The sequence below is a fragment of the Cryobacterium sp. M15 genome (assembly GCF_002929675.1).
Classification (GTDB): Bacteria; Actinomycetota; Actinomycetes; order Actinomycetales; family Microbacteriaceae; genus Cryobacterium; species Cryobacterium lyxosi.
On the sequence record NZ_PJJW01000017.1, the window covers coordinates 1 to 12,561 of the forward strand.

Below are 12,561 nucleotides of genomic sequence, written 5' to 3' on the forward strand. Positions count from 1 at the left end.
GCTCAGGTACTGGTGTGGGTGTGGGTGTGGGTGTGGGTGTGGGTGTGGGTGTGGGTGTGGTCGACGGTTCAGGCGTAGGCGTAGGTGTAGGCGTTGCGGTGGGGGTCGGCTCTGCCGTCGCGATCGATGCTGGGCTTGCGGGGGAGCCGGCGGGCACCTCGTCGGCGATCGCTCCGATCGGTGCGCCGAACAGCGCGAGTGCCACGATGACCACTGCCACCAGCCCGCCTTCGGCAGCCCGCACAGCCCGGCTTCGTGGCGCCCGATTGCAAAATTTCGCACGCCCAAGCCGAACGTCATGACGGCGCGTGGCGGGAAGCAGCATATGAGAACCTGATCCATTCGGGTAATGGATTTACGCGGCTCGGGCGGGCCAGCGTGGCGCAAGTATGGCACGGTGCCGCAGCGCTTACAACGGGGTGGATGCGTGACGCAAGGTCGCTGTAAGGTTGTCCGAAATTTACGCCAATCCGGGTCCGGCAGCCGAGCGCACCGCGCCGGAGGCCACGAGAGCCACAACGCCTTCGATTTCGGGGGAGAGGAAACGATCGTGCCCGGGGCCACCGGCTACCGTGCGCACGAGATCGCGCACCGCTGTGGTCGCGGCGGCGGGGGTGAGCGGTGCCCGCAGATCAAGCGATCGCGACGCCGTCATGATCTCGATCGCCAGCACGCGGCCGAGCCCGTCGAGCGACCGGCGCAGTTTGCGCGCGGCGTGCCAGCCCATCGAAACGTGGTCCTCCTGCATCGCCGAGGAGGGAATCGAATCAACGGATGCCGGCGCGGCGAGTCGCTTGAGCTCCGACACGATTCCGGCGGCGGTGTATTGAGCAATCATGAGTCCGGAGTCCACCCCCACCTCGTGCGCGAGAAACGGCGGCAGGCCCTTGCTGCGGCTCACATCGAGGTGACGGTCGGTGCGGCGTTCACTCATACTGGCGACATCCGCTGAGGCGATGGCGAGAAAGTCCAGCACATAGCCGAGCGGGGCGCCGTGAAAGTTGCCGTTCGAAGTGACGCGTCCGTCGACGGTGACGACCGGGTTATCGATGGCGCTGGCCAGTTCGCGGCCGGCGACGAGGGCGGCGTGGGCGGCGGTGTCGCGCGCGGCGCCGTGCACTTGCGGGGCACACCGCAGGGAATAGGCATCCTGCACCGACACGTCCTCCGGGCCGGCATGGCTGGCGAGCAGGCCAGAGCCAAGCAGCAGTCGGCGCAGGTTCGCGGCGCTGTCGGCCTGACCGAGCTGGGGCCGCAACTGCTGCAGATCGGCCGCGAAGACGGCATCCGTTCCGAGCAGGGCTTCGACACTCATGGCGGCCGCGATGTCGGCGGTGGTGAGCAAGCGGGCGAAATCGTCGAGGGCGAGCACGAGCATGCCGAGCATGCCGTCGGTGCCGTTAATGAGGGCGAGGCCCTCCTTTTCGGCGAGCACGACCGGTCTGATTCCGGCCGCGGCCAGGGCCTGGCTGCCGGTGACGAGAATGCCGGTCGTGTCACGCGCCTGGCCCTCGCCCATCACAACGAGGGCACAGTGGGCGAGCGGGGCCAGGTCGCCGGAGCAGCCGAGTGATCCGTATTCGTGCACGACCGGGGTGATCTGGGCGTTCAGCACGGCGGCGTAGGTCTCGGCGGTGGCCGGCCGAACCCCGGTGCGACCGGTCATCAGGGTACTCAACCGCAGCAGCATGAGGGCGCGCACGACTTCCCGTTCCACCTCGGGCCCGCTGCCGGCGGCATGGGAGCGTACGAGGCTCGCCTGCAACTGGGCGCGCCGGCCGGGGGTGATGAACGTTGTCGCGAGGGCGCCGAAGCCGGTGGAGATTCCATAGTGCGGTTCGGGATCCGCAGCGAGGGCATCGATGATCCTGCGGGTCACTGCGACCTCGTCGAGGCTCGAAGGGTCAAGCGTCACGCGCGCATTGTGGCGCGCGACGGCGATCACGTCAGCGAACGAGAGGGCGCCGGTTCCGACAGTGACACTCGCCGTGGCGTTTCTGGCTGCGGAAACGGATGCTGTGCTCGCGGTGGGCAGGTCGGTGCTGGGCGTCTGTGCACGAGTCATGATTTCATTGCACACCCGCGCCGGGGTAGGCGATACGCCGATAAGGTGGATGCTGTCCGGTATGCCGGACAGCATCCAGTCTCAACGCACGCGAAAGCGCGTGCAGATGGGCCGCCCAGCGTCGGCGGAGCCGGGGACCCGCCATGAAAACACCGTCCAAAGTTCCGGCCGCCCAAAGCGTCCTCCGCCTGCTGACACACCTCGCCGCGCAGCGTGGGCCGACGCCGGCGGCCCACGTAGCGAGCGCCCTCGACTTGCCACGCTCGACCGTTTACCAGCTGCTCGACGTGCTCGTGGAGCAGGGATTCGTCGTGCACCTGCCCGAGGAACACCGGTACGGGCTGGGCATCGCCGCCTTTGAACTCAGCTCGGGATTCAGCCGCCAGGAACCGCTTTCCCGACTCGGTCGCCCCTTGATCGCGCAGCTCGTCGACCGGTTGGGGGAGAGCGCCCATCTCGTGGTGCTGCACGGTCGGGACGTGATCTACCTCGTCGAGGAGCGTGCTGCGCACCGTCCCTCGCTCGTCTCCGAGGTGGGCGTGCGGCTGCCCGCCCATCTCACGGCGAGCGGGCGCGCCCTGCTCGCGGCGGTCCCTGCCGCCCAAGTGCGCGCGCTCTACCCGAACCAGGCGTCGCTTGAGCTGCGGGACGGGCGGGGTCCGGGAAGCCGCCTGGAGCTACGCGCCGTACTCGATCGAGTGCGAACAGATGGCTACGCCACAGAAGACGGCGAAATCACGCCCGGCATCGCCTCGGTGGCGCTCGCCGTGCGCGATCATGCCGGCTGGCCGGCCGCCGCCATCGCGGTCACCTTCGCACGCGATCGATTTGCCGCGGCCCATTGGCCCCAGATCGCCCAGGCCGTGATGGCGACGGCCGCAGAACTGTCCCGCCGGATCGGCGGACAACCGCGCTGAGCCCCGCGCGAAACCTTGCGGCACGCCTTCCGGCACGCCTTCCGGCACGCCTTCCGGCACGCCTTCCGGCACGCCTCGCGGCACTCCTCGGGAAAGTGGGCACTCGTTCCTATGGGGGCCCGCTTCTCTAACGAGTGCCGCGAGCGGGCAGGTTGCGGATGAACGCGGTTCCACCCGCCGCCTGATTTAAAGGCTCTTAGCGAAGCAGACGCTGAGTTCTTCGCCGATATACGGGCCGAACAGCTCGATCTGTTCGTAGCCGCGGCCGCGGTAGAGCGCCATCGCTGCGTGTTGCAGCGTGCCGGTTTCCAACGCGAGAGAGCGGATGCCGTGGCTAGCGGCATCCGCTTCGATGCGGTCCAGTAGACGGCCGGCCACACCGCGGCCCCGAGCTTCTGTGTGCACGAACAGTCGCTTCAGTTCAGCTGCGGCGTCGAGGTCGAGGTCGAGGTCGAGGTCGAGGTCGAGCGGGACGAGGGCGGCCATGCCGCACGCCTTACCGTTTTCATCGCGGGCCACGTACACGTCGACGCCGGGACGCTCGAGCTCGTCGGTGCTGAGCAGAAACGTGTTCTCCACGGGATACAGGGAGTGCGCAAAGACGGTGCCGGCGGCGAGAAGCGCCTCGACGTCGGCCTGCCGGGGCGGCTCAATACCGATCGAAATGGTCATGTCACCAGAATAGAGCGAGGCATTGCATGCCCCGTTACGTGACTTTTCCGGATCCATCGGGTAACGTATATAAGTCGGCTCTTGACACCGCGCTGTGCGCGGATGGGTTTGTAAGTCAAGTTGGGCCGGTTTCCCAGTAATCCGCTGGTGAAAAATCACTGTATGTGAACGGCCCCGACCGCAGATTGCTCGGGTTCTCAGTTACGTCGCATGTGCGATGTTGTTCTGCCATGTACTGAACACAACCCAGAGATATTTTTATGCCTCAAGGCAATTCGCACAATTCCACCGTCGGTCGTGGCGGTAAGAACTTTGATCCCAAGTACGCCTCCAAGGGCGGATCGGGCCACGGCGGTTCCAACAACGCCGGCAGCAAGAGCCCCGGACATCGCGGTTACCGCGCTGATGAGGGCGCGCCCAAGAAGCAGCGCTGGAACGCCGACGAGCGCGCCGCGCGATCGAACGAGCGTCCCTCGAGCGAGCGCCCAGCCTACGGCTCGCGTTCCGTTCGCCCCGAAAACGGTGGTCGTACCAACAGCGAGCGCAACGAGCGCCCGGCCTACAACAACGACCGTCCCCGCACGGACCGTCCGGCATACAACAATGACCGTCCGGCTCGTACCGAGCGTCCCTCTTATGGTGACCGCAACAGCGCTCCCCGCGCCGAGCGTCCCTCCTATGGTGACCGCAACAGCGCTCCCCGCGCCGAGCGTCCTTCTTATGGTGACCGCGCCCCGCGCACCGACCGCCCGGCGTACAACAATGACCGTCCGTCCTATGGTGACCGCGCCCCGCGCACCGACCGCCCGGCCTACAACAATGACCGTCCGTCCTATGGTGACCGCAGCAGCGCCCCGCGCACGGAGCGTCCGTCCTATGGAGACCGCGCTCCGCGCACGGATCGTCCGGCCTACAACAACGACCGTCCGGCGCGCACGGAGCGTCCGTCCTATGGAGACCGCGCTCCGCGCACGGATCGTCCGGCCTACAACAACGATCGTCCGGCTCGTACCGAGCGTCCCTCCTACGGAGACCGCGCTCCGCGCACGGATCGTCCGGCCTACAACAACGATCGTCCGGCNACAACGATCGTCCGGCCCGCACCGAGCGTCCCTCCTACGGAGACCGTGCTCCCCGCAGCTTCGACGACCGGGCTCCGCGTCGCTCGAACGACGATCGCCCGCCCCGTCGCGACTTCGGTAACGACCGTCCGACCCGTTCCGACGATGGCGACAGCAAGTTCTACCCGAAGCGCAGCGAAGACGGTGTCAAGCCCACCTTCGCCGGCGGCGAAGACGTCGTGCTCGAGCGTCTCGAAGCCATCGCGACGACGGCCTCTGATGTCGTCGGTGTAAGCTTCGGCGACCTGGGCCTCGGCGAGAACATCGTGCGCGAGCTCGCCGCCCTCGGCGCTCCGTCGCCCTTCCCGATCCAGGCTGCCACGATCCCCGACGTGCTCGCCGGGCGCGATGTGCTCGGGCGCGGCAAGACCGGATCCGGCAAGACCATCGCCTTCGGTGCCCCCCTGGTGGAAAAGCTCATGGAGAACAACGGCGCCAAGGACCGCAAGATGGCCCGCAAGCCCCGCGCTCTCATCCTGGCCCCGACCCGGGAGCTCGCCCTGCAGATCGACCGCACCGTGCAGCCCATCGCCCGCAGCGTCGGCCTCTTCACCACCCAGATCTACGGCGGCGTTCCGCAGTACCGCCAGGTCAGCGCCCTCCAGCGCGGCGTGGACATCATCATCGGCACCGCCGGCCGTATCGAAGACCTCATTGACCAGGGTCGTCTCGACCTGAGTGAAGTCGTCGTCACCGTGCTCGACGAGGCGGACTACATGTGCGACCTCGGGTTCCTCGAGCCGGTGCAGCGCATCCTGCGCCAGACCAAAGCCGGCGGCCAGAAACTGCTCTTCTCCGCCACCCTCGACAAGGGCGTTGCCTCGCTGGTCAAGGAATTCCTGACCAACCCGGCCGTGCACGAGGTCGCCGGTGAAGACCAGGCCTCCTCCACGATCGACCACCGCGTGCTCGTCATCGAGCACCGCGACAAGGGCCGCATCATCGAAGAGCTCGTCAACCGCGACGGCAAGACGCTCATCTTCAGCCGCACCCGCGCCTACGCTGAGCAGCTCGCCGACCAGCTCGAAGACGCCGGAGTCAAGGCCACCAGCCTGCACGGTGACCTCAACCAGGCTCGCCGTACCCGCAACCTGCAGATGCTCACGAGTGGTCGGGTCAACGTGCTCGTCGCAACGGATGTCGCTGCTCGCGGTATCCACGTCGACGACATCGACCTGGTCATCCAGGCCGACGCGCCCGACGAGTACAAGACGTACCTGCACCGTGCGGGACGTACTGGCCGTGCCGGCAAGACCGGAACAGTCGTGACGCTCATCCCCAAGCAGCGCAAGCGCCGCATGGACGAGCTGCTCGACCGGGCCGAGATCGACGCGAGCTACACCACAGCCACCCCCGGTGACGCGGCTGTGCGTGAACTCGCCAACATCTGATAATCGCTTGATCTAGAAAGAGGCATCCGCTATTCGGCGGGTGCCTCTTTTTGCGTGCCGGGCGGGTTGTGCGAACCCACCCGCATCTGCCAGAATTACCTTCCGAACGGTCGGTAATTTATTCCACGTTCCCGCAGGCACCCGCAGACACCGTCGTCAGGAGAGAAACATGGCCGAGGCCTACCTCGTTGGAGGAGTACGCACCCCGGTAGGTCGCTACGGTGGAGCACTGGCCTCGGTTCGTCCCGATGACCTCGCCGCGCTCGTCGTCGGTGAGGCCGTGCGCCGCGCCGGCATCGACCCGGCACTGATCGAAGAGATTATCTTCGGCGCCGCCACCCAGGCCGGTGAGGACAACCGCAACGTCGCCCGGATGGCCGGATTGCTTGCTGGCCTGCCCGACCACGTGCCGGGCATCACCGTCAACCGGCTCTGCGCTTCCGGAATGTCGGCGATCACCATGGCCGCGCAGGCCATCCGCGCCGGCGACGCCGACCTCATGATCGCCGGCGGCGTCGAGTCGATGACCCGCGCCCCCTGGGTGCAGGCCAAACCCGATCGCCCCTGGGCTAAGCCCGGCGCCCAGTTCGACACCTCCATCGGCTGGCGGTTCGTGAACCCCACACTTGCCGCCCGCGACAAGGCCACCTTCTCCATGTCGGAGACGGCCGAAGAAGTCGCCCGACTCGACGGCATCACCCGCGCCGAAGCGGATGCCTTCGCTCTCCGCAGCCATCAGCGCGCCGCCGCCGCGATCGACGCCGGTCACTTCGTCGATGAAATCGTCGGCGTACCCACCAAAAAGGGCGAGGTGCTCGTTGACGAGGGCCTGAGGCGCGACACCACCATCGAAGGCCTCGCCGCCCTGCGCCCGATTGTCTCCGGCGGCTCCGTCGTCACGGCCGGCAACGCCAGTTCGCTCAACGATGGCGCCTCGGCGATTCTCGTGGCGAGCGGTGAGGCCGTGGAAAAGTACGACCTCACGCCGCGCGCCCGCATCGTGGTCGGCGCGAGCGTCGGCCTGGCTCCGGAGATCATGGGCCTCGGCCCGGTCGCGGCCACCCAGCGCGCCCTCGACCGCAGTGGCCTGAGCATCGCCGACCTCGGAGCGATCGAGCTCAACGAAGCATTTGCCACGCAGTCGATTGCGTGCATTCGTCGCCTGGGCCTCGACGATGAAATCGTCAACCGCGACGGTGGCGCTATCGCGCTCGGGCATCCGCTCGGATCGAGCGGTGCACGCCTCGTCGTCACCCTGCTCGCCCGCATGGAACGGGAAAATGCCCGGCACGGCCTCGCGACGATGTGTGTCGGCGTCGGCCAGGGCTCGGCCCTCATTATGGAGCGTGTCTGATGTCGGTGTCTGAACTGGAACTGGGTGATCGCGGCGAATCCGGCGTTCCCGCCCGCGTCGGCGTACTCGGCGGCGGGCGTATGGGCGCCGGCATAGCACACGCCTTTTTGCTCGCCGGAGCCCACGTGGCCCTCATTGAACGGGGTGACACCGAGGCGACGGCCGCCCGCGACCGCGTGTTGTGCGCCGTCGACGCGAGCATCGCCCGCGGCGCTACCGGTGAGACCCGCGCGGAACTTACGTCTCGCCTCGCCGTCGGAGTGGACTTCGGCCTGTTCGCCGACCGGGAACTGGTCGTCGAAGCCGTTCCCGAGGTGCGTGCGCAGAAGGTCGAGGCCCTACAAAAGGTCGAGGCCCAGCTTCCGGCCGAGGCCGCCCTCGCGAGCAATACCTCGTCGATCTCGATCGACGACCTCGCCGACGAACTGCAGCGTCCGGCGCGTTTTCTCGGTCTGCACTTCTTCAACCCGGTGCCCGCTTCGAATCTGGTTGAACTCGTCACCGGCAGCGCCACCTCGCCCGAATTGGTAGCGGATGCCCAGGGCTGGGTTTCTGCCCTCGGCAAAACTCCAATCACCGTCAGTGACGCGCCCGGATTCGCCTCGTCCCGGCTCGGAGTGGCCCTCGGGCTCGAGGCCATCCGCATGCTCGAGGAAGGTGTCGCGAGCGCCTCGGATATTGATGCCGCGATGATGCTCGGCTACAAGCATCCGGTCGGGCCGTTGAAACTGACCGATCTGGTCGGACTCGACGTGCGTCTCGGCATTGCCGAGTACCTGCATAAACAGCTCGGCGCCCGCTTCGAACCGCCCGCGCTGCTGCGCCGGCTCGTGGCAGAGGGCAAGCTTGGCCGCAAGTCCGGCCAGGGCTTCTACCGCTGGAACGAAGCCTGATGAGTGCCCGGGCCTCCACCGCATCCCGCACAGAAGACAAGGAAAAACCCATGACGACCATTCTGCCCAGCTACGTTCAGGGCGCCTGGTGGACCCCCGCCGACGCATCCGCTGCTGTGGACGTCTGTGACGCCTCGACCGGTGAGGTCGTCACGCGCGTCAGCACGCACGGCCTCGACCTCGCGGAAGCGCTCGAGTATGCGCGCACGGTCGGCCAGAAATCGCTCGGCGAGCTCACCTTTCACCAGCGGGCCCTGCTGCTCAAGCAGATGGCGCTGCTGCTGACCGAGCATAAGCAGGAGCTCTACGCCGTCTCCAGCCGCACCGGCGCCACCCAGGTCGACTCATGGGTGGACATTGACGGCGGCATCGGAGTGCTGTTCAGCTACTCATCCAAGGGTCGCCGCGAACTGCCCAACGCCCGCGTCTACGTCGACGGACCGGTCGAGCCGCTCTCCAAGGACGGTTCCTTCATCGCCCGCCACATCTACTCGCGCCTGCCCGGAGTCGCCGTGCAGATCAACGCGTTCAACTTTCCTGTCTGGGGAGCCCTCGAGAAGTTTGCGCCGGCTTTCCTGGCCGGAGTGCCCACCCTCGTGAAGCCGGCAACCCCCTCCGGCTACCTCGCCGAGGCGTTCGTGCGCATCCTCGCCGACTCCGGTCTGCTGCCGGAAGGTTCGCTGCAGCTGGTCTCGGGCAGCGTGCCGACCCTGTTCGATGACGTGCGCCTCGGTGACCTCGTCGCCTTCACCGGATCGGCCTCGACCGCCGAAAAGCTGCGCGCGAACGACTCCGTGCAGACCGGCGGAGTGCGCTTCACCAACGAGACCGACTCGATCAATGCCTCCGTTCTCGGAACGGATGCCGCCGTCGGCACCCCCGAATTCGACGCCTTCGTCAAGCAGGTCGTCACCGAGATGACGGTCAAGGCCGGCCAGAAGTGCACCGCCATCCGCCGCGTCATCGTGCCGCGCGCGGCCATGGGTGACGTCGTCGCGGCAGTGCAGGCGCGCATCACCGAACGTATCGTGCTCGGCGATCCCCGCGCCGCGGGCGTCACCATGGGCCCGCTCGCCTCTACCGCGCAGCGAAGCGAAGTACTCAAGCAGGTCGCCCGACTCCAGGCCGCCGGTGGCAAACTGGTCGTCGGCAAAACGGATGCCCCGGCCGTTCTGCACGCCAACGGCACGACCGCGCCCGCTCCCGATGGCGCTTTCGTCGAGCCGCTACTGCTGCGCTTCGACGACGCCTCCGTTGCCGCCGTACACGAGGTCGAGGCCTTCGGCCCGGTCTCGAGCGTGCTCGGCTATGACACCCTCGACGAGGCTGTCGCCCTCGTGCGGCGGGGTGGCGGGTCGCTCGTGACCAGTATCGCCACGCATGACCCGGCCGTGGCCGTCGCCTTGATGACTGGAATCTCTGCCTTCAACGGTCGCGTGCTCGTGCTCGACCGAGACGATGCCCGCACCTCGACCGGGCACGGTTCGCCGGTTCCGCAGCTCGTGCACGGCGGCCCGGGCCGGGCCGGCGGCGGCGAAGAGCTGGGCGGCATCCGCGCGGTGCTGCACCACATGCAGCGCACTGCCATTCAAGGCTCACCCGAAATGCTCACGGCCATCACCGGAATCTGGCACCAAGGCGCCACTGCGCGGGTCGGCGACACGCATCCGTTTAGGAAGAGCCTGGCCGAACTCGTGATCGGTGACCAGATCGTTTCGGACTCCCGCACGGTAACGCTCGAAGATATCGAGACCTTTGCCCAGTTCACCGGGGACACCTTCTACGCCCACATGGACGAAGAGGCCGCCGCCGCCAATCCGTTCTTCCCGGGCCGCGTGGCGCACGGCTACCTGCTGGTCTCGTGGGCCGCCGGACTATTCGTCGACCCGGCGCCCGGGCCGGTGCTCGCCAACTCCGGACTGGAGAACCTGCGGTTCGTCACACCAGTCTCGCCCGGTGACAGCATTCGCGTTGCGCTCACTGCGAAGCAGATCACCCCGCGCGAGACCGACGAATACGGTGAGGTGCGCTGGGATGCCGTGCTGACCAACCAGAATGACGAACTCGTCGCGTCCTATGACGTGCTCACGCTCGTCGCGAAGCACTAGGTCGCTGCAGATTCGAAAGCGGGGCCCGCGCTTTTAGCGAGGGCCCGGTTTCGTGAATCTGCCGAAGGTCCGGTCATGAACTCTGTCCGGAGCGCAGCGTGGTGCCGTGACGCAGACTATGCCAGGACCGTATCGGTGCGAGCGGTCGTTCGCGCGTTGATTGTCGTTTTCGAGCGCGCGGCGAGAGTGGTGACCGGCGACGAACCGGCCTCGCTGACGATCATGAGACCCTGGGTGCTGTTGGCCGAGCGGCTGAGGTCTTCGATCCACTCTCGGTTGAGCGTGGCTGCGTGTCCGCCGGCGTATTTGAAATACAACGGGATGGCCTGGTTCAGCCAGACAGAACTGCGCCCAGACCCCACCGATGGGCAATCCTGCCAGGACAGGAGAAAACTCTCGCCCCGGCGCAGCTTCTGCACGATCACGAGTTGCAGGTGCGCGAGGGTGCGATCATCGATCTCCACGATGACGCGGTCATACGTGAGAGAACCCATGATTGCCTTCCGATCTGTTTCAGCGATCTCGCTTACCTCAGTGTCGCGGTTGCTCAGGCGCAACAGTAGAGTCCAACGTCCCCACTCGTCCCTCGCTCACTTTGTTCGGGGTCCGGACCAGCGTTCTTCGGGCAGGCCAGGCATCCGCTTAGGTCAGGCCGCCAAAAATGCCAGCCTCCCGGTCTCGGTTCAGCCCGCGTCGTCGTCGGTTGTACCGGTGTGGACTCGCACGATGGTCTCCCACGCCGCAACGGTGACCAGCACCACGGAGGTCACCGCCCCCAGCCCGAGTGGAGTCAGGACCGTTGCCGCCACGCCAGCCAGGGCGAGCAGTCCGAGCCCCACCAGGTGGGACACGAGCAGCGTGCGCGTGACGATCCAGCGAAAGAGCAGCAGCCCGACCAGATAACACGACGGCCCGCCGATAATAATCACGGCCGCCGGGAGCGTCATGGCACCTTCCGGATGCTCTAACAACGACTTGTCCGCGACCGAGGTCAGCACGATTGCCGCAATGATGACCGCGTGCACGTAGGTGTAGGCCAGCCGAGCGATGCGGCCCGGCTCGCTCGATGCCGCGATTGCTTTGCTCCCAGCTTGCTCTCCATGATCGAAGTAGAGCCACCACATGGCCACCCCGTTCACAAAGGCGAGAAAGAGCCCGAATATCCCGAGAGCGGATGCCTTCTGATCGACAAACGCAAAGCCGGTGACCAGAAAGGACTCACCCACTGCGATGATGACGAACAAGGCACTGCGCTCGGCGATGTGCGGTCCAGACACATCCCAGTCATCCACGCCCGGCGCCTTCAAGCCAGGAATGCGAAATCCCAGGCTGGCTGAACCGTACTCGATCACCAAGGCGATCAACCAGGCCGGCAGCCGCACCGACAGGGGCATGAGGCCCCCGACGATCCAAAAGACACTCGCTACCGACAGCCAGAGCAGAATGCGAAGAAAGGTCGAGTGCAGGGCCGGATCGTGCCGGGCAAGGGCGAGCACCATGAAGACCGTGCGGCCCAGTTGCAGGGCAACATAGGCGACGGCGAAGACGAGACCCTGATTGCCAAACGAATCGTAAATCGACGTGCTGATCACGAGTCCCACGAGGGATAGCCCGATCACGACGCCGCGCACGGGAAGCTTGGCCGGGTCGAGCCAGTTGGTCACCCAGGTCGTGTAGACCCAGAGCCACCAGAGCGCGAGCACCAGAATGATCGACTCGAGCGCTCCAACCCAGGACTGGTTGGCGTAGAGGTAGCGCGACAGCTGGGTGAGCGCGAAGACAAAAATCAGATCGAAGAACAATTCAATGTGGGTCACCCGGTCGCTGCGGTCCGAGTCTGCTGGCCTCAGCAGGTTTCGCCGAAACCCGAGGCGCAGAACCCATGCGCGATGTTCGAGCGGATGCTGCTGTGTCGTCTTCATTGATCGGCTCACCTCTTCAGTCTCCCCCTACCCGGTCGCGACACGCCCGGGTGGGGGGCGTTTTGACGGGTGGGTGTGGTGGCCGTAATGTATCTATACGTACCCCAAAGGTGCGGAA

The 12,561-nt window shown here is 66.4% G+C and carries 10 protein-coding genes; 5 read left to right on the forward strand and 5 right to left on the reverse strand.

The window, feature by feature from the left end; all coding sequences use genetic code 11:
- A partial coding sequence (locus tag CXY83_RS17935) for a hypothetical protein (RefSeq protein ID WP_233200487.1) occupies positions 1–220 on the reverse strand: 220 nt, incomplete at its 3' end.
- 240 nt (positions 221–460) lie between these two features.
- Complete coding sequence (gene hutH / locus CXY83_RS00335; protein ID WP_104195456.1) at positions 461–2,065, reverse strand: histidine ammonia-lyase; 1,605 nt, start codon at positions 2,063–2,065, stop codon at positions 461–463.
- Between the two features lie 143 nt (positions 2,066–2,208).
- On the opposite strand from hutH, the gene CXY83_RS00340 reads away from it, so the two are divergent.
- Positions 2,209–2,982: an IclR family transcriptional regulator gene (locus tag CXY83_RS00340; RefSeq protein ID WP_104195457.1), complete on the forward strand. Its 774-nt coding sequence runs from the start codon at positions 2,209–2,211 to the stop codon at positions 2,980–2,982.
- Positions 2,983–3,168: 186 nt separating this feature from the next.
- On the opposite strand, the gene CXY83_RS00350 is transcribed toward CXY83_RS00340, so the two are convergent.
- A complete protein-coding gene (locus tag CXY83_RS00350) occupies positions 3,169–3,654 on the reverse strand; it encodes a GNAT family N-acetyltransferase (protein WP_104195458.1) in 486 nt (161 codons plus the stop codon).
- Between the two features lie 1,300 nt (positions 3,655–4,954).
- On the opposite strand from CXY83_RS00350, the gene CXY83_RS18465 reads away from it, so the two are divergent.
- The 4 genes from CXY83_RS18465 (at position 4,955) to paaZ (ending at position 10,521) form a co-directional block, all read left to right on the forward strand.
- Positions 4,955–6,166, forward strand: coding sequence for a DEAD/DEAH box helicase (locus tag CXY83_RS18465; RefSeq protein ID WP_369831106.1), 1,212 nt, complete (start codon positions 4,955–4,957; stop codon positions 6,164–6,166).
- Positions 6,167–6,335: 169 nt separating this feature from the next.
- A complete protein-coding gene (locus CXY83_RS00360; protein WP_104195459.1) occupies positions 6,336–7,520 on the forward strand; it encodes an acetyl-CoA C-acyltransferase in 1,185 nt (394 codons plus the stop codon).
- Entirely contained in the window at positions 7,520–8,413 is an 894-nt protein-coding gene (locus CXY83_RS00365) for a 3-hydroxyacyl-CoA dehydrogenase family protein (RefSeq protein ID WP_104195460.1), read from the forward strand. Before CXY83_RS00360 ends, CXY83_RS00365 begins: the two co-directional genes overlap by 1 nt.
- 50 nt (positions 8,414–8,463) lie before the next feature.
- Positions 8,464–10,521, forward strand: a complete 2,058-nt coding sequence (paaZ, locus tag CXY83_RS00370) for a phenylacetic acid degradation bifunctional protein PaaZ (protein WP_104195462.1) — start codon at positions 8,464–8,466, stop codon at positions 10,519–10,521.
- A 116-nt stretch (positions 10,522–10,637) separates the two neighbouring features.
- Here the strand turns inward: paaZ and CXY83_RS00375 are convergent, their stop codons facing one another.
- Both CXY83_RS00375 and CXY83_RS00380 read right to left on the reverse strand, forming a co-directional pair.
- A complete protein-coding gene (locus CXY83_RS00375; protein ID WP_233200488.1) occupies positions 10,638–11,015 on the reverse strand; it encodes an ATP-dependent DNA ligase in 378 nt (125 codons plus the stop codon).
- A 189-nt stretch (positions 11,016–11,204) separates the two neighbouring features.
- Positions 11,205–12,443, reverse strand: a complete 1,239-nt coding sequence (locus CXY83_RS00380; protein WP_104195461.1) for a low temperature requirement protein A — start codon at positions 12,441–12,443, stop codon at positions 11,205–11,207.
- Positions 12,444–12,561 lie beyond the last annotated feature (118 nt).

Excerpts from the sequence above, each read along its gene's own strand:
- hutH (WP_104195456.1), bottom strand. The coding sequence starts at position 2,065 with ATGACTCGTGCACAGACGCCCAGCACCGACCTGCCCACCGCGAGCACA.
- CXY83_RS00340 (WP_104195457.1), top strand. The coding sequence starts at position 2,209 with ATGAAAACACCGTCCAAAGTTCCGGCCGCCCAAAGCGTCCTCCGCCTG.
- CXY83_RS00350 (WP_104195458.1), bottom strand. The coding sequence starts at position 3,654 with ATGACCATTTCGATCGGTATTGAGCCGCCCCGGCAGGCCGACGTCGAG.
- CXY83_RS00360 (WP_104195459.1), top strand. The coding sequence starts at position 6,336 with ATGGCCGAGGCCTACCTCGTTGGAGGAGTACGCACCCCGGTAGGTCGC.
- CXY83_RS00365 (WP_104195460.1), top strand. The coding sequence starts at position 7,520 with ATGTCGGTGTCTGAACTGGAACTGGGTGATCGCGGCGAATCCGGCGTT.
- paaZ (WP_104195462.1), top strand. The coding sequence starts at position 8,464 with ATGACGACCATTCTGCCCAGCTACGTTCAGGGCGCCTGGTGGACCCCC.
- CXY83_RS00375 (WP_233200488.1), bottom strand. The coding sequence starts at position 11,015 with ATGGGTTCTCTCACGTATGACCGCGTCATCGTGGAGATCGATGATCGC.
- CXY83_RS00380 (WP_104195461.1), bottom strand. The coding sequence starts at position 12,443 with ATGAAGACGACACAGCAGCATCCGCTCGAACATCGCGCATGGGTTCTG.